General features: G+C 66.3%; 23 protein-coding genes, 1 tRNA gene and 1 pseudogene. 21 read left to right on the top strand and 4 right to left on the bottom strand.

Translation table 11 applies throughout. The annotated features are described in order from the left end of the window. Positions 1-203 precede the first annotated feature (203 nt). From thrS to PE066_RS20235, 21 genes and pseudogenes are all read left to right on the top strand, one after another. The gene (thrS, locus tag PE066_RS20135; protein WP_271234298.1) at positions 204-2111 is read left to right on the top strand and encodes a threonine--tRNA ligase; all 1908 of its coding nucleotides are present in this window, start codon (positions 204-206) and stop codon (positions 2109-2111) included. Between the two features lie 77 nt (positions 2112-2188). Continuing rightward, positions 2189-2782, top strand: a complete 594-nt coding sequence (gene infC, locus PE066_RS20140) for a translation initiation factor IF-3 (protein WP_271236627.1) — start codon at positions 2189-2191, stop codon at positions 2780-2782. A 143-nt stretch (positions 2783-2925) separates the two neighbouring features. After that, positions 2926-3129: a 50S ribosomal protein L35 gene (gene rpmI, locus PE066_RS20145; RefSeq protein ID WP_271234299.1), complete on the top strand. Its 204-nt coding sequence runs from the start codon at positions 2926-2928 to the stop codon at positions 3127-3129. A 27-nt stretch (positions 3130-3156) separates the two neighbouring features. Further along, a complete protein-coding gene (rplT, locus tag PE066_RS20150; RefSeq protein WP_271234300.1) occupies positions 3157-3516 on the top strand; it encodes a 50S ribosomal protein L20 in 360 nt (119 codons plus the stop codon). A gap of 100 nt (positions 3517-3616) precedes the next feature. Next, a complete protein-coding gene (gene pheS / locus PE066_RS20155) occupies positions 3617-4675 on the top strand; it encodes a phenylalanine--tRNA ligase subunit alpha (RefSeq protein WP_271234301.1) in 1059 nt (352 codons plus the stop codon). Between the two features lie 28 nt (positions 4676-4703). After that, entirely contained in the window at positions 4704-7130 is a 2427-nt protein-coding gene (pheT, locus tag PE066_RS20160; RefSeq protein WP_271234302.1) for a phenylalanine--tRNA ligase subunit beta, read from the top strand. Positions 7131-7162: 32 nt separating this feature from the next. Further along, positions 7163-7501, top strand: a complete 339-nt coding sequence (locus PE066_RS20165; protein WP_271236628.1) for an integration host factor subunit alpha — start codon at positions 7163-7165, stop codon at positions 7499-7501. A 92-nt stretch (positions 7502-7593) separates the two neighbouring features. After that, positions 7594-8043, top strand: a complete 450-nt coding sequence (locus PE066_RS20170; protein ID WP_271234303.1) for a MerR family transcriptional regulator — start codon at positions 7594-7596, stop codon at positions 8041-8043. A gap of 21 nt (positions 8044-8064) precedes the next feature. Next, positions 8065-8141: transfer RNA gene (locus tag PE066_RS20175), tRNA-Pro, on the top strand. Between the two features lie 850 nt (positions 8142-8991). After that, the gene (locus PE066_RS20180) at positions 8992-9318 is read left to right on the top strand and encodes an ArsR/SmtB family transcription factor (RefSeq protein WP_271234304.1); all 327 of its coding nucleotides are present in this window, start codon (positions 8992-8994) and stop codon (positions 9316-9318) included. A 26-nt stretch (positions 9319-9344) separates the two neighbouring features. After that, positions 9345-9818: an ArsI/CadI family heavy metal resistance metalloenzyme gene (locus PE066_RS20185; protein ID WP_271234305.1), complete on the top strand. Its 474-nt coding sequence runs from the start codon at positions 9345-9347 to the stop codon at positions 9816-9818. A gap of 9 nt (positions 9819-9827) precedes the next feature. Further along, positions 9828-10321, top strand: a pseudogene (locus tag PE066_RS20190) (arsenate reductase ArsC). Then, positions 10318-10806 (top strand): arsenate reductase ArsC, encoded by a 489-nt coding sequence (locus PE066_RS20195; RefSeq protein WP_271234306.1) that lies wholly within the window; start codon positions 10318-10320, stop codon positions 10804-10806. Before PE066_RS20190 ends, PE066_RS20195 begins: the two are co-directional and overlap by 4 nt. 1 nt (position 10807) lies before the next feature. Further along, positions 10808-11893, top strand: coding sequence for an ACR3 family arsenite efflux transporter (arsB, locus tag PE066_RS20200; protein WP_271234307.1), 1086 nt, complete (start codon positions 10808-10810; stop codon positions 11891-11893). Positions 11894-11923: 30 nt separating this feature from the next. After that, positions 11924-13699 carry an arsenical pump-driving ATPase gene (gene arsA / locus PE066_RS20205; protein ID WP_271234308.1) on the top strand — a complete coding sequence of 592 codons (1776 nt, stop codon included), beginning with the start codon at positions 11924-11926 and terminating at the stop codon, positions 13697-13699. Beyond that, positions 13692-14114 (top strand): arsenate reductase (glutaredoxin), encoded by a 423-nt coding sequence (gene arsC, locus PE066_RS20210; RefSeq protein ID WP_271234309.1) that lies wholly within the window; start codon positions 13692-13694, stop codon positions 14112-14114. Before arsA ends, arsC begins: the two co-directional genes overlap by 8 nt. Further along, positions 14107-14829, top strand: a complete 723-nt coding sequence (gene arsH / locus PE066_RS20215) for an arsenical resistance protein ArsH (RefSeq protein ID WP_271234310.1) — start codon at positions 14107-14109, stop codon at positions 14827-14829. Before arsC ends, arsH begins: the two co-directional genes overlap by 8 nt. A gap of 10 nt (positions 14830-14839) precedes the next feature. Continuing rightward, positions 14840-15259: a universal stress protein gene (locus tag PE066_RS20220; protein ID WP_271234311.1), complete on the top strand. Its 420-nt coding sequence runs from the start codon at positions 14840-14842 to the stop codon at positions 15257-15259. Continuing rightward, entirely contained in the window at positions 15256-16473 is a 1218-nt protein-coding gene (locus tag PE066_RS20225; RefSeq protein WP_271234312.1) for an MFS transporter, read from the top strand. The genes PE066_RS20220 and PE066_RS20225 overlap by 4 nt, the downstream gene beginning before the upstream one ends. 368 nt (positions 16474-16841) lie before the next feature. After that, the gene (locus tag PE066_RS20230; RefSeq protein ID WP_271234313.1) at positions 16842-17732 is read left to right on the top strand and encodes an adenylate/guanylate cyclase domain-containing protein; all 891 of its coding nucleotides are present in this window, start codon (positions 16842-16844) and stop codon (positions 17730-17732) included. 22 nt (positions 17733-17754) lie between these two features. Continuing rightward, positions 17755-19605: a serine/threonine-protein kinase gene (locus tag PE066_RS20235; protein WP_271234314.1), complete on the top strand. Its 1851-nt coding sequence runs from the start codon at positions 17755-17757 to the stop codon at positions 19603-19605. A gap of 36 nt (positions 19606-19641) precedes the next feature. Here the strand turns inward: PE066_RS20235 and PE066_RS20240 are convergent, their stop codons facing one another. From PE066_RS20240 to PE066_RS20255, 4 genes are all read right to left on the bottom strand, one after another. Next, positions 19642-20193, bottom strand: a complete 552-nt coding sequence (locus tag PE066_RS20240; protein ID WP_271234315.1) for an NUDIX hydrolase — start codon at positions 20191-20193, stop codon at positions 19642-19644. Between the two features lie 76 nt (positions 20194-20269). Continuing rightward, complete coding sequence (locus PE066_RS20245) at positions 20270-21337, bottom strand: TRAP transporter substrate-binding protein (protein WP_271234316.1); 1068 nt, start codon at positions 21335-21337, stop codon at positions 20270-20272. 88 nt (positions 21338-21425) lie between these two features. Then, a complete protein-coding gene (locus PE066_RS20250; RefSeq protein ID WP_271234317.1) occupies positions 21426-22748 on the bottom strand; it encodes a TRAP transporter large permease in 1323 nt (440 codons plus the stop codon). After that, positions 22745-23218, bottom strand: coding sequence for a TRAP transporter small permease (locus tag PE066_RS20255; protein WP_271234318.1), 474 nt, complete (start codon positions 23216-23218; stop codon positions 22745-22747). The genes PE066_RS20250 and PE066_RS20255 overlap by 4 nt, the downstream gene beginning before the upstream one ends. Positions 23219-23309: the final 91 nt, after the last annotated feature.

A 23309-nucleotide genomic window follows, 5' to 3' on the forward strand; every position in this document is an offset into this window, starting at 1 on the left:
GGGCTTCCTCCACCAGTCAAGAAACGGGAAAGGCAGCTTCGGTTATGACACCGCGAACTACCCCGCACGGAACGGCCCGCTAGCGGCCGGGTAGTCGCGCACGCACTGAACGCATTCCCGATGTCCAGCAAGAGCGCGGCTACAGGCCGCGCTTTTCGTTTGTCCCGCTGGAGTCTTTTCCCCCGCCGGAGGTTTCCCCGCCCATGATCCAGATCACGCTTCCCGACGGCTCCCGCCGTGAGTACCCCGGCCCGGTGACGGTGGCCGAGATCGCCGCATCGATCGGCGCCGGCCTGGCCAAGGCCGCCCTCGCCGGCAAGGTGGACGGCAAGGTGGTGGACACCGCCTACACGGTGGAGCGCGACGCTCCGGTGTCCATCATCACGGCCAAGGATCCGGAGGGGCTGGAGGTGATCCGCCACTCCACCGCCCACCTGCTGGCGTATGCCGTCAAGGAGCTGTTCCCCGAGGCCCAGGTGACCATCGGCCCGGTGATCGAGAACGGCTTCTACTACGACTTCGCCTACAAGCGCCCGTTCACGCCGGAAGACCTGGCGGCCATCGAGAAGCGCATGGCGGAACTCGCGGCCAAGGACGAGCCGGTGGTGCGCCGCGTGCTGCCGCGCGATGCGGCCGTGGAGTACTTCAAGGGCCTGGGCGAGCACTACAAGGCCGAGATCATCGCCAGCATCCCGCAGAACGAAGACGTCTCGCTATACCGCGAGGGCGCCTTCGAGGATCTGTGCCGCGGCCCGCACGTGCCCAGCACCGGCAAGCTCAGGCATTTCAAGCTGATGAAGGTGGCCGGCGCCTACTGGCGCGGCGACCACCGCAACGAGATGCTGCAGCGGGTCTACGGCACGGCCTGGGCCAGCAAGGAGGACCTGCAGCAGTACCTGACCATGCTGGAGGAGGCGGAGAAGCGCGACCACCGCAAGCTCGGCCGCGAACTGGACCTGTTCCACATCGACGATGTCGCGCCCGGCGTGGTGTTCTGGCATCCCAAGGGCTGGGCCGTGTGGCAGCAGGTCGAGCAGTACATGCGGCAGGTCTACAAGGACACCGGCTACCAGGAGGTCAAGGGGCCGCAAATCCTGGACAAGAGCCTGTGGGAGAAGACCGGCCACTGGCAGAACTACCGCGAGAACATGTTCACGACGGAGAGCGAGAAACGCGACTACGCCCTCAAGCCGATGAACTGCCCCGGCCACGTGCTGATCTTCAAGTCGGCGCTGCGCAGCTACCGTGACCTGCCGCTGCGCTACGGCGAGTTCGGCCAGTGCCACCGCAACGAGCCCTCGGGCGCGCTGCACGGCATCATGCGCGTGCGCGGCTTCACCCAGGACGACGGCCATGCCTTCTGCACCGAGGACCAGATCCTCGACGAGTGTGTGGACTACACGGCCAGGCTGCAGCAGGTCTACGCGGACTTCGGCTTCACCGACATCCTCTACAAGGTGGCGACGCGTCCCGAGCACCGGGTCGGCTCCGACGAGCTCTGGGACAAGGCCGAGCACGCCTGCATGGAAGCGCTGCGCCGCTCGGGCGTGGAGTTCGAGATCTCGCCCGGCGACGGCGCCTTCTACGGCCCCAAGATCGAGTACACGCTGAAGGACGCGCTGGGCCGGCAATGGCAGTGCGGCACGATGCAGGTGGACTTCAACACCGCCGAGCGGCTGGGCGCGGAGTACGTCACGGAAACCAGCGGCCGGGCCCACCCGGTGATGCTGCACCGGGCCATCGTCGGCAGCCTCGAGCGCTTCATCGGCATGCTGATCGAGCACCACGCCGGCGCGCTGCCGGCCTGGCTGGCGCCGGTGCAGGTGGCCGTGCTGAACATCACGGACGGGCAGGCCGATTGGGCCCGCGAGGTTGCGAAAAGTCTGCGAAATCAAGGCTTTAGGGTCGAGCTGGACCAGCGCAACGAGAAGATCACGTATAAAATACGGGAGCATTCGATGCAAAAGCTGCCTTACATCCTGGTCGTCGGCGACAAGGAGAAGGCGGCAGGCGCCGTCGCAGTGCGCGCCCGGGGCAACCAAGACCTCGGTGCAATGCCCCTTCAGGCTTTCTCCGAAAGGCTGGCGGCGGACATTGCCGGCAAGAGCTGACCTTCACCGAAGTTGCGGCCTTGGCGTTCGCGCGGACCGCGGCGGTATTGCTGCTGGCGCAGCCATTTTTTTGAAGGATACTGACCATCGCTACTGACTTTCGCGACCGCCGCCACCGCGAGGAACGCAAGCACCGCCTGAACCGGGAAATCATGGCTCCGGAAGTGCGGCTCTCCGGCCCCGACAACGAGCCCCTGGGCATCGTCAGCCTCCAGGAGGCGCTGCGCATGGCCGGCGAACTGGACGTCGATCTGGTCGAGATCGCCGCCACTGCCAATCCGCCGGTGTGCCGGCTGATGGACTACGGCAAGTTCAAGTACCAGGAACAGAAGAAGGCCGCGGAAGCGAAGTCCAAGCAGACGGTCATCGAGATCAAGGAAGTCAAGTTCCGACCGGGTACCGACGACGGCGACTACAACATCAAGATGCGCAACATCCGGCGCTTCCTGGCCGAGGGCGACAAGTGCAAGATCACGCTGCGCTTTCGCGGTCGCGAGATCACGCACCAGGAGATCGGGATGGCGCTGCTGCAGCGCATCCGCGAGGAACTGGGCGACACCATCATGGTGGAGCAGTTCCCCAAGCTGGAAGGCCGCCAGATGATCATGATGATCGCGCCGAGCCGCAAGAAGTCGGTCCAGCCGAAGGCGGCGGCCGAAGCGGCGGCGTAGCCGCAGGGGTTTGGCAGAAGCCGGGTCGGTCGCCCGGCCGATGCGACAGGCGGCGGGCCCAGGCCCGCCCCACAAGTGGCTCGGGGCCATCAAGACGCGAAGGATTCGCGGCGCCTCACGAGCACAAACAAGAAGGAGCAGTCATGCCCAAGATGAAGACCAAGAGCGGCGCCAAGAAGCGCTTCCGTGTCCGCCCCGGCGGCACCGTCAAGCGCGGCCAGGCGTTCAAGCGCCACATCCTGACCAAGAAGACCACCAAGAACAAGCGCCAGCTGCGCGGTGCCGTGAACGTCCACGAGACGAACCTCGGCCAAATGGCGCAGATGTTGCCGTTCGCCGGCCTGTAACCCGCAGACGAAAGAAGGAGAACACACATGCCTCGCGTCAAACGTGGTGTCACGGCCCGCGCCCGCCACAAGAAGGTGCTCGCCCTAGCCAAGGGCTTCCGCGGCCGCCGCGGCAACGTCTTCCGCATCGCCAAGCAGGCGGTGATGAAGGCGGGCCAGTATGCGTACCGCGACCGTCGCAACAAGAAGCGCGTGTTCCGCCAGCTGTGGATCGCCCGCATCAACGCCGCCGCGCGCGAATGCGGCCTGACCTACAGCCAGTTCGCCAACGGCATCCGCAAGGCCGGCATCGAGATCGACCGCAAGGTGCTGGCGGACATCGCCGTGCACGACAAGGCCGCCTTTGCCGGCATCGTGGAGCAAGTCAAGGCCAGGCTGGCGGCTTGAGTTTCACGGTGGGCGCCGCCTTCTCGCAAGCGGCACCCGGCGCAACCCAATGGAACAGGGCTAGGGCTGGCAGGCACTAGCCCTGTTTTTTTTTCTTCCCATGACCGAAGACTTGCAATCCATCGTCGAAGGCGCCCGGCGCGCCTTCGCCCAGGCCGCCACCCCGGCGGAGCTGGAGAACGCCAAGGCGCAGTACACCGGCAAGGCCGGCCGCATCACCGAGTTGATGAAGGGCCTGGCATCGCTGCCGGTGGACGAGAAGAAGACGCGCGGCGCCGCGATCAACGTCGCCAAGCAGGCCATCGAAGGCGCGCTGGGCGAGCGTCGGCAGGCGCTGGCCGACGCCGAACTGGCGGGGCAGCTCAAGGCCGAGGCGCTGGACGTCTCGCTGCCCGGGCGCGGCCGCGAGCCGGGCGGCCTGCACCCGGTCAGCCTGACGCTGGAGCGCATCGAGCTGATCTTCGCCAGCATGGGATTCGACGTCGCCGACGGCCCCGAGATCGAGAGCGACTGGCACAGCTTCACTTCGCTGAACAACCCGCCCAACCACCCGGCGCGCTCGATGCAGGACACGTTCTATGTCGACATCGACGGCGAGGACGGCATTCCCTACAACCTGCGGCCGCACACCAGCCCGATGCAGGTGCGCTATGCCCACCGGCACGTGAAGCAGCACGCCGCCGCGGTCGCGGCCGGCCAGCCCATGCCGGAGATCCGCGTGATCTGCCCGGGCCGCACCTACCGGGTCGACAGCGACGCCACCCATTCGCCGATGTTCCACCAGTGCGAAGGCCTGTGGCTGGGCGAGAACGTCAGCTTCAAGGACCTGAAGGTCGTCTTCACCGACTTCTGCCGCACCTTCTTCGAGAGCGACGACCTGGCGCTGCGCTTCCGGCCCAGCTTCTTCCCGTTCACCGAGCCCAGCGCCGAGATCGACATCCAGTTCCAGAGCGGGCCGCTGGCCGGCCGCTGGCTGGAAGTGGCCGGCTCCGGCCAGGTGCACCCGGCGGTGGTGCGCAACATGGGGCTGGACCCCGAGAAATACATCGGCTTTGCGTTCGGCATGGGCCCGGACCGGCTGACCATGCTGCGCTACGGCGTCAACGACCTGCGCCTGTTCTTCGAGGGCGACATCCGTTTCCTGCGCCAGTTCCGCTGAGCACCGCAAGCCGAGGCAAAGACAAGACATGCAATTTCCCGAGTCCTGGCTGCGCGAGTTCTGCAACCCGCCGCTGTCCACGAAAGAGATCGCCGACGTGCTCACCATGGGTGGGCTGGAGGTCGAGGACCTGCGCCCCGTGGCCCCGCCCTTCAGCAAGGTGGTGGTGGGCGAGATCAAGGAAGCCGTCCAGCACCCCAACGCCGACCGCCTGCGCGTCTGCCAGGTGGACGTGGGGCAGGGCGAGCTGCTCAACATCGTCTGCGGCGCGCCGAATGCCCGCGTAGGCATCCGCGTTCCGACGGCTCTCGTGGGCGCCGAACTGCCGCCCGGCGACGACGGCAAGCCCTTCGCCATCAGGCTGGGCAAGCTGCGCGGCGTCGAGAGCCAGGGCATGCTGTGCTCGGCGCGCGAACTGCAGCTGTCGGAGGACCATGGCGGCTTGCTGGAGCTGGCCGCGGATGCGCCGCTCGGCCAGGATGTGCGCGAGGTGCTCCAGCTCGACGACCACGTCTTCACGCTCAAGCTCACGCCCAACCTGGCTCATGCGCTGAGCGTGTACGGCGTCGCCCGCGAACTGTCGGCGCTGACCGGTGCGCCGCTCAAGCAGCCGCAGTTCCAGCCCGTGCAGCCCGCGCACGACGCCCGCCTGCGCGTGAAGGTGCAGGCCCCCGACCTGTGCGGCCGCTTCTCCGGCCGCGTCGTGCGCGGCGTTGACACGAAGGCGAAGACCCCGGCCTGGATGGTCGACCGGCTGGCCCGCTGCGGCCAGCGCAGCGTCACGGCGCTGGTGGACATCTCCAACTACGTGATGTTCGAGTTCGGCCGCCCCTCGCACATCTTCGACTTCGACAAGATCCACGGCGGCCTGGACGTGCGCTGGGGCCGCCCCGGCGAGCAGCTCAAGCTGCTGAACGGCAACACCATCGCGGTGGACGAGAAGGTGGGCGTGATCGCCGACGACCGGCAGGTCGAGTCGCTGGCCGGCATCATGGGCGGCGACGCCACCGCCGTATCCGACGACACCCGCAACGTCTATGTCGAGGCCGCCTTCTGGTGGCCGCAGGCCGTGCAGGGGCGCTCGCGCCGGTTCAACTTCTCCACCGACGCCGGGCACCGCTTCGAGCGCGGGGTCGATCCGAGCCTGACGGTGGAGCACATCGAGCACATCACGCGCCTGATCCTGGATATCTGCGGCGGCGAAGCGGGCCCGATGGACGACCACGTGCTCGCACTGCCCGAGCGCCAGCCGGTGTCCCTGCGCGTGGCACGCGCCGCCAAGGTGATCGGCATGCCGATCGGACGCGAGCAGTGCCTGGACGCCTTCGACCGCCTGGGCCTGCCGGCAAAGGCCGAGGGCGACACGATCGTGGTCACCCCGCCGCCGTACCGTTTCGACCTGGCGATCGAGGAAGACCTGATCGAGGAGGTCGCGCGCATCGTCGGCTACCAGCAGCTGCCCACCACGCCGCCGCTGGCCCCGGTCACGCCCAACCTGCGGCCGGAGAACCAGCGTTCGCGCTTCGCGGTGCGCCGCCTGCTGGCGGCCCTGGGTTACCAGGAGACGATCAACTTCAGCTTCGTCGAGGAGGCCTGGGAGAAAGACCTGGCCGGCAACCCCGATCCGATCCGCCTGCTCAACCCGATTGCCAGCCAGATGGGCGTGATGCGGTCCTCGCTCATGGGCTCGCTGCTGCAGGTGCTGCGCCACAACCTGGATCGCAAGGCCGAGCGCGTGCGGGTGTTCGAGCTGGGCCGCGTCTTCCTGCGCGATGCGTCGGTGGCCACGGGCGACGCGACCGTGCGCGGCGTCCGCCAGCCGATGCGGGTGGCGGGCCTGGCCTATGGCGAGCCCGACGGCCTCCAATGGGCGCGCAAGAGCGTCGGTGCCGACTTCTATGACGCCAAGGGCGATGTGGAGGCGCTGCTGTCGCCGCTGCGCGCCACCTTCACGCCGGCGGAACACCCGGCGCTGCACCCGGGCCGCTGCGCGCGCATCCGCATCGACGGCCAGGACATCGGCGTGCTGGGCGAACTGCATCCGCGTTGGCGCCAGGCCTGGGAACTGCCGCAGGCGCCCATGCTGTTCGAACTCGACCTCGATGCGGTCACGGTGCGCCGCGTGCCGCAACTGCAGCCGGTGCCGCGCTTCCAGCCGGCCCAGCGCGACATCGCCGTGATCGTGGCCGAAGCGGTGGCGCACGACACGCTGATGGAGGCGATCCGCTCGGCCGACACGGGCGGGCTGCTGCGCGATGCGATGCTGTTCGACGTCTACCGGCCCAAGCAGGCCGTGGCGGGCATGGCGCCCGGCGAGAAGAGCCTGGCGGTTCGCTTGACGCTCGCCAGCCCGGGGGCCACACTGACCGACGAGCAGATCGACGCGGCCGTGCAGGCCGTCGTCGAGAAGGTCGCCGGCCGCCTGGGTGGGCGGCTGCGCGGCGCAGGAGGGTGAGCGTGCTCACGACAACAATGGAAAAGCCGTCCATGGACTTCACGGTCGAAAGCCTGGAGACGCCGGCCCTGACCAAGGCGCAACTGGCGGAATTGCTGTTCGAGCAGATCGGGCTGAACAAGCGCGAGTCGAAGGACATGATCGATGCGTTCTTCGACCTGATCGCTGGCAGCCTGGTCGAGGGCAAGGACGTCAAGATTTCCGGCTTCGGCAACTTCCAGATCCGCACCAAGGCACCGCGCCCGGGCCGCAACCCGCGCACCGGCGAGGCCATCCCGATCAAAGCGCGCCGGGTGGTCACCTTCCACGCCAGCCACAAGCTCAAGGAGCAGATCCAGGGCCCGGGCGCCGCCCCGGCCGGGGACGATTGAGCAACACCCGCGCGGCGCCCGCAGACCCTGCTTTGCACCCCGCGCGGTCTTAGAGTAACCTCGAAGCTTTCTCTTCTAGCGCATTGATTTCAGTGGAGAAAGCCCTCCCCGCCATTCCCGCCAAACGGTACTTCACCATCGGTGAGGTCAGTGACCTGTGCGGCGTCAAGCCGCACGTGCTGCGCTACTGGGAGCAGGAGTTCACGCAGCTGCGCCCGATGAAGCGGCGCGGCAACCGCCGCTACTACCAGCACCACGAAGTGCTGATGATCCGCCGCATCCGGGACTTGCTGTACGACCAAGGCTTCACCATCAGCGGCGCGCGCAACAAGCTGCAGGAACTGGTGCAGCTCGAGCGCGACCGCCGCCGCGCCGGCGAGGTGATGCTCGATGGCGTCGAGGTGATCGAGGTCGAGGACTCCCAGCTCGAGGACTTCGAGGACAGCGCGCCCCCGCCGGACAGCAGCGCCATCTCCGAGAAGCTGCTGCTGGTGCGACGCGAGCTGTTCGAGATTCGCGACCTGCTCTCGGCCAGCCACTGACGCCGGCTATAATGGCGGGCTCGGCGTGTAGCGCAGCCTGGTAGCGCACTTGCATGGGGTGCAAGGGGTCGCGAGTTCGAATCCCGCCACGCCGACCAACGACACGAAAGCCCGGTTTCCGCAAGGATGCCGGGCTTTCTCTGTTCTGGCTGCGAAAAGCTCGAAAAATCTAGGCGTTGCAAGCACTTAGCGGGCACGAGCAGAAGAATCCGGTCCGATACAGGAAGCGAAGTCGCTGAATGCCTGTGGTCTCCAGTGGTCCTGGTCGTGCGACAACTTTGCGACAACTGCAGGCACCTCTCAAAGGACGTGCTTGCTTACGTGGTTATAAGGTCGGCGAATAATTTCCCATAACGGGCCGCCGTGGGCTGGCGGCTACCGCACGTGTTCTTTGGCTCGACCGCGGGGGTATCCTTCCGACATGGAGCGCCCGAACTCTCCGCTGCCGCGCGCCAAGGAAGCCTTGGCCGCGTACTACGGCGAGCACGGCACCATGCCTAGCGTGCAGCGCTGGCGAAGCTCCTGGGCTCGCCTCGACGTCCTTCGCCAACTACCTCGTGCAGAAGCTCGCTTTCAGGTCGACATGGTCAAGAGCAGAGCTGTGGTAACTACGCTGGAGCGCGCCAAATAGGCCGTCCTTCGGTCTTGGCGACGCGCTTCAGGACGAGCTCGGATGGCGCGCTGCGTTCGCCGTGTGTTGAGCATTGACGGACGACGTCAGTACGTGAGTCGCCGCTTGTCGTGCTCCCAAAGACCGTATAGGGGCTGGCTCGCTCGACGGTGCTCGGGCAAGTCACACCGCATCAGGCATTGACGTTCAAAAAAAAACCAACCGAATGCGCACTGACCCTGCTGCAGCAGCAGAGGCATTCTGAAATGCGCACGGTTTGTGTACGGCCTTGGCCTTCAATGATTCGACTGTCGTTGAATTATGGCATTATACGGGTCATGACCGAAGCAGAAGTCGTCAAGTCCCTTGCGGCGCTCGCGCAGCCGGTTCGACTGCAGGTGTTCCGCGCCCTTGTCATCGCGGGGCCGCGTGGCATGACCCCGTCAACCATGGCGGAAGGCTTGGGCATCGCCGCGAGCTCTCTCTCCTTCCATTTGAAGGAACTGACAAACGCTGGCCTGGCAACCCAGGAGCGAGCTAGCCGCAACCTCATCTACCGCGCCGCGTTCGAGCACATGAACGAGCTGCTCGGCTACCTGACCGAGAACTGCTGCCAAGGCACCGAGTGCGCCGTCGAGCCTGCCGCGGCGGACTGCCGCTGCTGAACCGCCTTGTCCCCAAGGAGCTGACCATGCGTTTTCACGTCCACACACACGTCGACGACCTGCAGGCGAGCATCGCCTTCTACTCAAAGATGTTCGGCGCCAAGCCCGTTCGAACGGAGAGCGACTACGCCAAGTGGCATCTCGAGGATCCGCGCCTGAACTTCGCCATCAGCACGCGTGGCAGCAAGCCGGGTGTCGACCATCTGGGCTTTCAAGCTGACACTCCCGAGGAGCTTGCGGAGCTGAAAGCCCGTGCCGGGGCTGCCGATGCCGCAGTGCTGGATGAGGGCGCGACCACTTGCTGTTACGCCAAGAGTGAAAAGCACTGGGTCACCGACCCTCAGGGCATCGCGTGGGAGCACTTCCAGACCCTCGGCGACATCCCCGTGTTCAGCGAGTCGAAGACCATGCCATCGCCGGCCGCACAGGCGTCGGCCTGCTGCGCGCCGCGCGGCAAGCCGGTCGGAATCCCGGTGAAAGCCGGCTCGTCCTGCTGCTAAAGGCTGGCCATGGCCCACAAACCGTACAAAGTGCTGTTCCTTTGCACGGGAAACTCCGCACGCTCCATCATTGCCGAGGCGCTCCTGAACTCCGTCGCCGGAGACCGCTTCGTCGCGTACTCCGCCGGAGTCACCCGACAGGCAAGCTAAACCCGCTCGCCATGGAGGAGCTCATCAGGCTTCGCATCCCCACTGACGGTCTGCGCAGCAAGAGCTGGGAGGAGTTTGCCCGGTCGGGTGCGCCGGAGATGGACTTCGTCATCACGGTCTGTGACAACGCCGCGGGCGAAGTGTGCCCGGCCTGGCCAGGACAGCCCATTACCGCTCACTGGGGCATGCCTGACCCGGCGGCCGTGGAGGGTGCAGACGAGGCCAAACGTAGTGCGTTCCACGACGTCTTCGTGATGATGAAACGTCGCATTGACATCATGCGGTCGCTTCCGCTCGAAAGCCTCGACCGTCTGGCCATCCAGAAACAAGTTCGCGACGTCCCCAACCAATGACCACCAACGTCCTCATCCTGTGCACGCACAACTCCGCCCGCAGCGTGTTGTCCGAAGGCATGCTGAATCATCTAGCTCGCAAGCTTGACAAAGACGTGCAGGCGTACAGCGCCGGCAGCGCGCCCAGCGGCCGCATCAACCCTTACGCGCTGGAAGCGCTTTCCAGCGCCGGTATTTCGACTGAAGGCTATCGCAGCAAGAGCTGGGATGAGTTCACCGAGCCTGGGGCGCCGACCATGAGAGTGGTCATCACCGTCTGCGACAGCGCGGCCGCAGAGCAGTGCCCTTACTGGCCTGGTAGCCCGGTGAAGGTGCACTGGGGCTACCCCGACCCTTCGAACGCGCCGGAAGCCGACAAGAAGAACGCCTTCGAACTCACCCGCCAAGCTATCGGGTACCGGATGCTGCAGCTGCTGCAGCTGCAGCTCGATGCCATGAGCAATCAGGAGCTGCAGAAGGCTCTCACCGAAATCGCGAATTCCTGACATGAGCGCCACAGACCTCGCCGCGGGTTCCTCCGCCTCCGCCAAGCCAGCCATCGGCTTCTTCGAACGCTACCTGACCATCTGGGTTGCGCTGTGCATCGTCGCCGGTGTGACGCTCGGGCAGTTGCTGCCGGGCTTCTTCCAAGCCGTAGCGTCTCTTGAGGTGGCGAAGGTGAACCTGCCGGTAGGCGTGCTCATCTGGGTCATGATTATTCCAATGCTCCTGAAGATTGACTTCGGGGCACTGGGGCAGGTGAAGTCGCACGCGCGCGGCATCGGCGTGACGCTCTTTATCAACTGGGCGGTCAAGCCGTTCTCAATGGCGCTGCTCGGCTGGATTTTCATCCGGCATGTGTTCGCCCCGTACCTGCCGGCCGACCAAATCGACAGCTACATCGCCGGCCTCATCCTGCTTGCGGCCGCGCCGTGCACCGCGATGGTGTTCGTGTGGTCGCAGCTGTGCAAAGGCGACCCGTACTTCACGCTGTCGCAGGTGGCGTTGAACGACTCCATTATGGTCGTGGCCTTCGCACCCATCGTGGCGCTGCTTCTCGGGCTGTCATCCATCACGGTGCCCTGGGACACGCTGCTGACGTCCGTCGGCCTCTACATCGTCGTGCCGGTCGTCATCGCCCAAGTCTGGCGTAAGGCGCTGCTGCGCAAAGGCGTTAAGCACTTCGAGCAAGTTGTGGGCAACCTTGGGCCGTTCTCAATCTCGGCGTTGCTGCTGACGCTCGTCCTGCTGTTCGCGTTTCAAGGTGAGGCCATTCTCGACCAGCCCCTGGTCATCGCACTTCTCGCCGTGCCCATCCTGATTCAGGTGGTGCTGAACTCCGGACTGGCGTATTGGCTGAATCGGCGCATGGATGTACAGCACTGCGTGGCCGGCCCATCTGCGCTCATCGGGGCAAGCAACTTCTTCGAGCTTGCGGTGGCGGCCGCCATCAGCTTGTTTGGCTTTCAATCTGGAGCCGCGCTGGCGACGGTGGTAGGAGTGCTTATCGAGGTGCCGGTGATGCTGGCCGTCGTGGCTATTGTGAATCGCAGCCGCGATTGGTACGAAGCTGGGCTGGGGAGAGCGGGCTAGGCGCGGACAACCGACTCGGGACGAGACGTCATGCAAAACGAACCCTTGAGTTTGTCGGTGTTAAAGGCGCCACCCGCCTTCCTGTTCTTCACTGGGAAGGGCGGCGTCGGAAAGACGTCGCTCGCCTGTGCCTGTGCACTTGCTCTCACGGAGTCCGGAAAGCGCGTACTTCTGGTCAGCACGGACCCTGCCTCGAACCTCGACGAAATGCTGCGGACCACTCTGTCCGACGAGCCCCGTCCAGTCTCCGATGCGCCGAACCTGTTTGCCATGAACATCGACCCCGATGTCGCGGCACAGAGGTACCGCAGCCGAGTCCTTTCTCAGATGGCGCCAAGCAGTCCTGAGTCGGAGCGGGAAAAGGTGCGTGAGCAGCTCTCCGGAGCTTGCACGACCGAGATTGCAGCGTTTGACGAGTTTGTCGGGTTGCTGGCAGGCAACGCAAGGGACTATGACCACGTTGTCTTCGACACCGCGCCGACTGGACACACGCTGCGCTTGCTCAGTTTGCCGCAGGCGTGGGCAGGCTTCTTGGCGGGAAACGACCGCGGAGCATCGTGCCTGGGTCCGCATTCCGGGTTGAAGATGCAAGAGGACCGATTCCGAGCCGGGTTGGCCGCACTGGGAGACCCGGCACAAACCGCCATCGTGCTGGTCACACGCGCGGACCGCGCCGCTCTGCGCGAAGCAGAGCGAACTCACGGCGAATTGCTCGCGCTGGGACTGGCCAATCAACGTCTGGTCGTCAATGCGGTGTTTTGGGCTTCTGTTGCAGACGACCAAGTTGCTGTGGCCCTCCAGCGGACCGGTGAGGAGGCGATGGCAGCCATGCCGGAGACCCTTCGCGCGCTCCCTCAGGACCAAGTGCCGCTGCGCCCGTTTGACATGGTGGGTCTACCGGCGCTGCGAGCGTTGTTGAAGCCCCATGCGCCTGCGCTCGACTCCCCGCTCGCGAGTCCTCCATCAACTGATGTGCCACCGCTGAGGGAGCTTGCGGAAGAACTGGCCACCAAGGAGCGCGGCCTCATCATGGTCATGGGAAAAGGTGGCGTTGGAAAGACAACCATCGCCGCCGCGCTGGCCCTGGAACTTGCGCGTCGCGGCAAGACGGTCCACCTGTCGACGACGGACCCGGCTGCACATCTCGCATCCACCCTCGAAGGGCAGATGCCTGGCCTGGAAGTGAGTCGCATCGACCCAAAGGTGGAGACCGACAGGTACATCGCCAAAGTCATGTCCAGCCGCGCAGCGGAGTTGGACAACGCTGAACGGGCGCTGTTGCTGGAGGACCTTCAATCCCCGTGTACGGAGGAGGTCGCCGTCTTCCATGCGTTCTCGCGTACTGTGAACGAGGCGACGAGCGCGTTCGTGGTGCTCGACACCGCGCCAACCGGCCACACCCTGCTGCTGATGGACGCTACGGGCGCCTACCACCGCCAGATGGTGAGTTCGATGGAGAAAAGGGGGGCAGTTCCCCGCTTCGTCACTCCCCTGATGCGACTGCAAGACCCCGAGTACACGCGCATCGTGCTTGTTGCCTTACCGGAAGTCACCCCGGTTTCGGAAGCAGCTTCTCTCCAGGAGGACCTGCGCCGCGCGCGGATTGAGCCGTTCGCCTGGGTGGTGAACCGCAGTCTTGCCTCCTGTGGCTCGCGTGACCCGGTTCTCTCCTCACGTATTGCTCGAGAGCAGGAGCAGATTCAACGGGTCAAAGGGCTCGCGAAGCGCACTTATCTCGTGCCTTGGTTTGCAAGGCCTCCCGTGGGCCTTGGTCCTCTATTGGAACTTGCTGGTCACCATGACTGACATCACCATTTTTCACAACCCGGCGTGCGGCACGAGCCGCAACACGCTATCCCTAGTTCGCCAAGCCGGCATCGAGCCGCGGGTGGTCGAATATCTGAAGACGCCTCCATCCAAGGAAGAAGTTCGCCAGCTTCTGAGCGAGATGGGCATCAGCGTGCGAGAGCTGCTGCGGGAGAAGGGCACCCCCTATACGGAGCTTGGCCTGGCCGACCCGAAGTGGACCGATGAGCAACTCCTCGACTTCATCCAGAAGCACCCCATCCTGATGAACAGGCCGGTGGTGCGGACTCCCCTCGGCACCAAGCTTTGCCGCCCGTCGGAGGCGGTCCTTGAACTGCTGCCGGTGGGCAAGCTGCCGCCGTTCACCAAGGAGGACGGCGAGGTTGTCCAGGACAGTGGGGTGCGCCGTGCTTGAGAAGGAACCTACTTTCCCGGCGCTGCGGGCGGACTTGTTCGATGTCCCGACTCTGGACCGGCTGCTGCCCGCCAAACCGGCGCAGCACCGACCTCGGTTCCTGATGCTGTACGGCTCGCTTCGCGAGCGCTCGTACAGCCGCCTTCTGACGTTCGAGGCCGCGCGGCTGCTGCAGGCGATGGGCGGTGAGGTAAAAATCTTCGACCCTACTGGGCTACCTTTGGCGGATGGTGCACCCGACACGGACCCAAAGGTCCAGGAGCTGCGCAGGCTCGCCGAGTGGTCTGAGGGGATGGTCTGGTGCTCACCTGAGCGCCATGGCTCGATGACCGGGGTGATGAAGACGCAGATTGACTGGATTCCGCTTTCCGCCGGCGCGGTGCGGCCGACTCAGGGAAAGACACTTGCTGTCATGCAGGTCTCTGGAGGCTCACAGTCGTTCAATGCCGTGAATCAGCTGCGTGTGCTCGGTCGGTGGATGCGTATGGTGACCATCCCGAACCAGTCGAGCGTGGCCAAAGCGTTCAACGAGTTTACGGAAGACGGCCGGATGAAGCCGTCCGCCTACTACGACCGTGTGGTGGACGTGATGGAAGAACTCTTCAAGTTCACGCTGCTGACTCGGGACGTCGGGCCGTACCTTGTCGACAGGTACAGCGAGCGCAAAGAGAGCGCCGAAGAACTCTCTAAGCGGGTGAACCAGACGGCCCTCTGAGGAGGCCATCATGCTGCGCGAAATCCTGCTTGCATACGACAACAGCCGCAACTCGGAAGCAGCATTGGCGCTAGGTTTCGACCTGGGCCGCAGCCTGAATCCGCTGCTGCACGTGGTCACCGTTATTGGCGGGGGAACCGGGCCCGCGAAGGGCCCTGAACTTGAGGCGGACCGGCGCGCGGCGTGGCAAACCCTTCGAAGCCTGGAACGCGGAGCTGCTCGCGCCGGCATCTCGATTCAGATGAACGTCTTGGTGGGGGACGCGGCGGCCGAAATTTTGAAGCGGACGACTGAGATGTCGGCTGACATCTTGGTGTTGGGGCGCTCGCAATCGACGACCGTTGAGAGACTCGCCTTCGGTTCCGTCGCCGACCTGGTGCTGGCCGAAGCACCTTGTGCGGTCCTCTTGCCGAAAGTTGCCAACCCGTGAGCAAGCGTGAAGCAGTGGTCGCCGCGCTCGGCGTGGCTCAGACTCTTGCTTGGGCTTCAACGTACTACCTGCCGGCCATCTTGGCTGCTCCGATGGCACGGGACCTGGGCGTCTCTGTTCCGACGGTCTTTGCAGCATTCTCACTGTCGCTGGTGGTGGCGGCTTTTCTCGGCCCGCATTCAGGACGCGCCATCGACAGGTGGGGAGGACGTCCGGTGCTCATGGCCACGAACGTCGTCTTCTCCGCAGGCCTGGCGCTCCTCGGCTCATCCCAGAGCGTCGGAATGCTGTTCCTGGCGTGGGCGGTCCTCGGCATCGGCATGGGCAGTGGCTTGTACGAGGCTGCTTTTGCCGCCTTGGTGCGCCTGTACGGTAGTGCAGCGAGGAAGCCCATCACCGGAATCACGCTGCTCGCGGGTTTTGCGAGCACAGTGGGATGGCCGCTCACGGCTTGGCTGGAGACGAACTCAGGCTGGAGGGAAGCCTGCTACGTGTGGGCTGGCCTGCACCTTCTCCTTGGACTGCCCCTGAACTGGTCTCTCCCGAGGGCGGCTGCGCTTGCTGAGTCCGCCGCGGCTCCCGTTGCGGCTCAATCGGCCGGGGTCCCGCTACGGTCGGTTGTGCTGCTCTCGTTCGTCTTTGCGGCAACCTGGTTCGTCAGCACGGCCATGGCGGCTCACCTGCCGCGTCTGCTCCAGGCCAGCGGCGCCACGTCGACGGCGGCTGTCGCTGTGGGTGCGCTAATCGGGCCAGCGCAGGTCGCAGCCCGAGTGCTCGAGTTCAGATTCTTGAGCGGAGTGCATCCTCTACTTTCGGCACGCGTAGCAGCGGCGATGCACCCAGTTGGTGCCGGCGTCCTGGCGCTGTTTGGCGCTCCGGCCGCTCCTGTGTTTGGCGTCCTGCACGGCGCAGGTAACGGCATCCTGACCATCGCGAAGGGTACGCTGCCGCTCGTGCTTTTCGGGTCGCTTGGGTATGGCCACATCCAAGGTGTACTCATGGTGCCGGCGAGGTTGGCGCAGGCATTCGCACCTTGGTTGTTCGGGCTCGCCTTGGACAGCTGGGGAGCCGGGTCGCTGATGCTGTCAGCCGGGATTGGTATGGCGGCATTCGCGGCCTTGCTCGTCCTTCCCACAGCAGCACGCGAGCCAGTCCAAGCAGGCGGCCGCTTCAAGACACCAGAGAACGCGGCCCCCTCACCACCGAAACGATGAAGTGACGCCGGTTTTTCTGTCATATGGGGAACTGTGACGGACCCCGATTTCGCCCACCGGGCGCGCCCTGCAATCAGGAGCGCAAGGATGGCAGCACTGTCAATGGGTTCTCAGAGAGCATGAAGCCGCCCCCGCCACGCCGACCATCTTTGCCAGACGGCCCGAAAACCGGCGCGACACCTGTCGCGCCGGTTTTTTTTGGTCTCGGCTGTGCCTTTCGATCGGCTGCCGGCTGTGTCCGTCCCTTCCAGGCCGCCCGGGCCCATTTTTCGGCTGTCGCCGTCCGTTCTTTCGACTGCCACCGCCCCTTTTTTCGGCCCCCACCGTCCCTTTTTCCCGGCAGAGCTGGCGCATACAATGATTGCCACATGGCCACCGTCGTTTTTGCTGACCTCGTCGGAAGCACCGGCATCTTCGAGCGGCTGGGCGACGAAACGGCCGGCCGCTTCGTCACCCAGCTGACCACGGCTTTGTCGCGCAGCTTCGAGCAGCACCGTGGCCGGGTCGTGAAGCTGCTGGGCGACGGATTGTTCGTGGTCTTTCCCGAGGAATCCGACGCGATCGCCGCCTGCATCGGCATCCAGAAGCGCCTGCAGGAGACGCCGGTCTATCCCGGCGGTACCGGCAAGGCCGTGCAGATGCAGATGGGCGTCGAATCCGGCGAAGTCGTGGAGATCGAAGGCGACTGTTACGGCGACGCCGTCAACAGCGCGGCCCGGCTGGCCGACCTGGCCGGCGCCGAGCAGATCCTCGCCACCGGCCGCGTGCGCGAGGCGCTCGCCCCCGAGCTGCGCGGCAAGCTGCGCAGCCTCGGGCCGATGTTCCTGCGCGGCAAGAACGAGCAGACCGAGGTCTATCGCGTGCAGTGGCAGCCCGAGCGCGACGTCGATGCCACCATGATGGGCGCGTCCATGTTCAAGGCCACGCCCAACGCACGCCTGGAGCTCACGGCCAACGGGCAGACCTTGCGGCTGGATCCGCACGGCCCGTCGCTGACGCTGGGTCGCGCCACCACCGCCACCCTGTCGATCAACGACTCGCGCGTCTCGCGCGTGCATGCCACCGTCGACTGGAAAGGTGGCCACTTCATCCTCAACGACCAGTCCAGCTTCGGCACCTGGGTCTACATGGGCGGTGGCAACACGCCCCTGGTGTTGCGCCGCACCGAGTGCTACCTGGTGGGCAACGGCCTGATCACGCTCGGCTGCGAACGCGAGGCCGAGGCCGCGCCGAGGGTGGAGTTCACCGTGGTCGCCTGACCGCGCGGCCGGAGGGGCAGCCGTGCATCTGAAGAAGCTGGGCCGCTACGAGCTCGTCCGGGTGCTCGGCAAGGGCGCGATGGGCGTGGTCTATGAAGGCCGCGATCCCAACCTGGACCGCCGCGTCGCCCTCAAGACCATCATGGTCGATGGGCTGTCCGGCGACGCCGCCGCCGAATACGAATCGCGCTTCCGCACCGAGGCACGCTCGGCGGCGCGCCTGCAGCACCCCAACATCGTCACCGTCCACGATTCCGACCGCGACGGCGACACCGCCTTCCTGGTGATGGAGTACATCCAGGGCGAAGACCTCAAGCAGCACCTGGACCGTGGCAAGCGCCATTCGCTGGGCGAGGCGTTGCGCCTGCTGCACGACCTGCTGGCGGCGCTCGAGTTCGCCCACCGCCAGGGCGTCGTCCATCGCGACATCAAGCCGGCCAACCTGCTGGTGGAGGAGGGGGGCAGCCTCAAGCTCACCGACTTCGGCGTCGCGCGCATCACCGGCGAGGCGACGCGCACCCAGGGCTCCATGATCGGCACGCTGAAGTACATGGCGCCCGAGCAGGTGCAGGGCCTGAAGGTCGATGCGCGGGCGGACCTGTTCTCGGCCGGCGTCGTCGCCTACCAGCTGCTCACCGGCACCCGCCCGTTCGACGGCGACAACGACTTCTCGATCATCCAGCAGGTCATCGGGCACACGCCGCCGCCCCCCACCAGCCTGGCGCCGCTGCTGCCCGCGGCCGTCGATGCGGTGCTGGCCCGGGCGCTGGCCAAGAACCGCGACGAGCGGTTCCAGTCCGCCGCCGAGTTCTCGCAGGCGCTGCGCGAGGCTTTCGCCGGGATGGACGCAGGCGCGCTGGCCTCGGTGCAATCGCCGGCTCCCGCATCGCCGGCCGCGGCGCCCACGGCGCCCCTGTCGCGGCCGGCCCTGACCGTGCCCGGCGCGCCGATCACCCAGGAGCTGGAACTGGAGTACTGGCGCGACGTGCGCGACGCGACCGACGCGCGCGAGCTCGAAGGTTTCCTGGCGCGCTTTCCGCAAGGCATCTACGCCGACCTCGCGCGCCGCCGGCTGGAACGGCTGACCAGCACCAGCGACGACCCCGAACGGACCGTGCTGCACGGCATGACGCGTCCGCCGAGGCCGGCGCACGCGCAGTCGGAGCCTGCTCCCGCGATCGAGTCGCCGGTGCCGGCCGCATCGGCCGCAGCTGCGCCGGCCGACGAAACGCCAACCCCGCCGCACGCACCGGCGCCACAACCGGTTCCCGTGCCAGTGGCCTCCGGCTCCGCGCCGGCGCCGAACCAATCTCGCCCGCGCCGCGGCGTCCTGTGGGCTGCTGCTGCCGCCGCCGGGTTGGCGGTGGCGGTCGTGCTGATCGCCGGGCGTGCAGGGGGGCCGGTTGAAACCCAGGCGGCGGCGTCCGAAGCAGCCTCCTCCGTGGCGCCAGCCGCCTCCGCGGCAGTCCTGCCGGCGGCTGCGGTTGCCGTTGCGGCTAGCGCCGCCGCCGCCCCGGTTGCCGCCCGCGCGACGAAGCCAGCGGCCTCCGGCGCGCCGGTGCCCAGGTCCGCTGCGGCTTCCGTGGCCGCGCGTCGCGCGGCGCCCGCGGACACCGCGCCCTCGGCCGCCGAGCCGCCGGCGCCCGCGGCGGCGACCGACAAGCCGGAGAGCACCGCGGCCGTGCAGCAGGCCACCCGGCCGCAAGGCCAGCGGCTGGTGCCGCCGGGGGAAACCTGCGGCGACAAGTTCTTCCTGGCCCGGGAGTTCTGCCTGCAGAGCGAGTGCGCCAAGCCCGGCTACCAGAACTTCCCGGCGTGCCAGAAACTCAGGGAACAGGCGCGCCTGCGCGAAGAAAGCAAGGTGCGCAACTGAGAAGCCGCGTGCGTGCGGCTTCCAGGCCGGGCGCTGCTACAGCACCTCGAGGTTGTGCACGCCGAACTGGCCGCGCCGGCGGTCCTCGAAGTAGCGCAGCAGCGTTTCGCGCACGGTACGGAAGGCGATTTCTTCCCAGGGGATCTCGTGCTCGGCGAACAGGCGGGCTTCCAGGGTTTCGTGTCCCGGCTCGAACCGTTCGCTCAGGAGCCGGGCGCGGTAGTACAGGTGCACCTGGCCGACCCGCGGCACGCTGATCACGGTGAGCAGGTCCTCCATCTCGATCTGCGCGCCGGCCTCCTCGTCGGTTTCGCGCTCGGCGCCCTGCACGGTGGTTTCGCCCAGCTCCATGAAGCCGGCAGGCAGCGTCCATTTGCCCCAGCGCGGCTCGATGTTGCGCTTGCACAGCAGCACCCGGTCGCCCCAGTGCGGCACGGTGCCGACCACGTTCAGCGGGTTCTCGTAGTGGATGGTGCCGCAGGCCGGGCAGATGGCGCGCTCGCGCGTGTCGCCGTCGTCGGGAACCCGGTAGGCCACCGCCGCGCCGCAGTTGCGGCAGTGCTTGATCGGGATACGGAAGGCGGGCACGGCGGGTGTCGGTCGGCTCCCGGACGAAAGCAAAGGGCTCCCGAGGGAGCCCTTTGCGCGGGAAGGCCGGTGAAGTTTAAGCCTTCTTGGGCGCCGGCGTGGTCTTGCCGTGCTTCTCGATCAGCGCCTTGGCCGTCTCCAGCAGCTTCTTGCCGTCGAAGCCGCGCTTGTTCATGTCCTCCACCCACTCGGCCTCGACCCGGGCGGAGCGCTTCTTGAACTCCTGCGCGTCGGCGGCGGGGATGGTGTAGATGGTGCTGTTGCGGTCGACCGCGGTCTTGCGGCCGGGGATGTCGTTGCCCTGCTGCACCTTGCCCAGCCAGCCCGAGGTCTCCATGCCGGAGTTGGCGTCGATCACCTTCTTCAACTCGGGCGACAGCGACTCGTACTTGGCCTTGTTCATCGCCATCACGAAGGTCGTGGTGTACAGCGCGCCGCCGGCGGGGTCGAACTCGCTGTGGAACTTGGTCAGCTCGTGCACCTTGACCGAGGGCACCACTTCCCAGGGAATCACGCAGCCGTCGATGGTGCCCTTGGACAGGGCGTCCGGGATCTGCGGCAGCGGCATGCCCACCGGGATGGCGCCCAGGTAACCCAGCATCTTGGTGATCTGGCGGGTCGGGCCGCGCAGCTTCATGCCGCGCAGGTCATCCGGGTGCTTGATCAGCTTGTCCTTGGTGTGGAACATGCCCGGGCCGTGCACCTGCAGCGCGATCGGGTGGGTGTCCTTGAACTCGTCCTGGGCGACGGTCTGCACGTACTCCCAATAGGCCTTGGAGGTGGCCTCGGCGTTGTTCATGATGAACGGCAGCTCGAACACCTCGATGCGCGGGAAGCGTCCGGCGGTGTTGCCCGGCAGCGTCCAGACCACGTCGACCACGCCGTCCTTGGCCTGGTCGTACAACTGCACCGGCGTGCCACCGAGCTGCATGGCCGGGTAGGCCTCGAACTTGATCTTGCCGCCCGAGTCCTTCTCGACCTTTTCCATCCACGGCTTGTGCATGCCCAGCCAGACGTTCGACTGGGGCGACATGAAGGTGTGGAATTTCAGGGTGACGGCCTGTTGCGCCAGGCCGCTGAGGCCGGGCGCACCGAGGACCACCGCTGCGGCAGAGGATTTCAGCAGGGTGCGTCGCTGGATCATGGGGGTTCTCCGAGGGAATGGATTGCAACTTGACGAAAGTACAACAGCGGGGGCCCCGCAGGTTACGGGGCTTTCCCTCAGCAGTGCGTCAGCCGACGAACTGCACGAACCACAGGGAGATCGGCGGGAAGAACAGCAGCAGCAGCGTGCGGATCACGTCGCTGGCGAGGAACGGCATCACGCCGCGGTAGCTCTCGCCGATCGGGATGTCGCGCGCCATGCCGTTGACGATGTACACGTTCAGTCCCACCGGCGGCGCCAGCAGGCCGAAGCCGACCGTCATCAGCACCATGATGCCGAACCAGATCGCCACCGATTCGGGCGGCATGCCGAAGTCCAGCCCCATGACCATGGGGAAGAAGATCGGGATCGTCAGCAGGATCATGGACAACTCGTCCATCACCGCGCCGAGCACCACGTAGAACAGCAGGATCGCCGAGACCACCGCCACCGGCGACAAGCCCCAGCTGCCCACCACGCTGGCCAGCTGCGCCGGCACCTGGGTCAGCGCCAGGGCGGCGTTCATCAGGTCGGCGCCCAGGAAGATCATGAAGATCATGGCCGACCCTTCGGCCGTGGCGTAGAAGCAGTGCTTGAACTTCTGCCAGGTGATCTCGCGCTTGAGCAGCGCCGCGACGAAGGTGGCCGCTGCACCGACGGCGGCGCCCTCGGTGGGCGTGAAGAAGCCGCCGTAGATGCCGCCGAACACCAGCAGGAAGATCACCGCGATCGGCAGCACGCCGCCCAGGGCCCGGAGCGTCAGGCGCGGCGCATCGTCGTCGTGCCGCTCGGGCGCATGGCCCGGCACCAGCCGGACGTACACCGCGATGGCGATCATGTAGCCCAGCATGGCGATGATGCCGGGGATCATGGCGGCGGCGAACACCTTGGCGATGTTCTGCTCGGCCAGGATGGCGTAGATCACCAGCGGCACCGAAGGCGGGACCAGGATGCCCAGCGTGCCGCCGGCCGCCAGCGTGCCGGTGGCCAGGCGGCCGGAGTAGCCGTGCCGCTTCATCTCGGGCAGCGCCACCGAGGTGATGGTGGCGGCGGTGGCGACCGAGGAGCCGCAGATCGCCCCGAAGGCCGCGCACGCCATCACCGACGCCATCGCCAGGCCGCCGCGGAAGCGCGACATCACGGCGCTGGCGAACTCGAACAGCGCGCGCGAGATGCCGCCCTGGGTGGCGAAGTGCCCCATCAGGATGAACAGCGGAATGACCGACAGGTCGTAGCTGGCGAAACGGGCGAAGGCCTGGGTGTTGAGGAAGTTCGCCAGCGGCAGCCAGCCGGCCTGCAGCACGTAGCCGATGGCGCCGGCCGCGAACATGGAGATGGCGATCGGCGTGCGGATCGCCATCAGCAGCAGCATGATCCCGAAGATCAGCGCGGTGAGGGCCAGCGGGCTCATTGCACCTCCGGGCCGAAGCCGCGCAGCGCCTGCCACAGCGCGATCACCACCGTCAGCACCAGCGGCGGCACCATGCAGGCGTAGACGACCCACTCCGGGAAGCCCAGCATCATGGTGCCGGACTGCGTCTTCCAGGCGTTGACGCCGCCCAGCACCGTGCGCCAGGACAGCAGCGCCATCGCCAGGGCCAGCAGCAGCGCACCGAAGCGGTCCAGCGCCGCGTTGGTGCGCGCGCTGGCCTTGGTGGTGAAGAAGTCGACGATGATGTTGCCGCGGCGAACCTGGCACCAGGGTATGAAGAGGGCGATTGCGGCGCCGGCGGCGACGCCGGTCAGCTCGAAGTCACCGACCAGGGTGATGCCCACCGTGTTGCGGCCGATCAGGCTGCCGCACGTCATCAGGGTGATGGCGGTCAGCAGCAACCCGGCCAGCACGGCACACAGCTTGGCCAGGGGTTCCAGTACGCGCAAGGCGATGCTCCTCTCTCTCGTTCTTCGTTGCAGCGGCCATCGAGGGCCGCTGCCGGCGCCCCTCGCGCCGGTGCCGGATTATGGTCGCGCC

The sequence above is a fragment of the Ramlibacter tataouinensis genome (assembly GCF_027941915.1).
Taxonomy (GTDB): domain Bacteria; phylum Pseudomonadota; class Gammaproteobacteria; order Burkholderiales; family Burkholderiaceae_C; genus Ramlibacter; species Ramlibacter tataouinensis_C.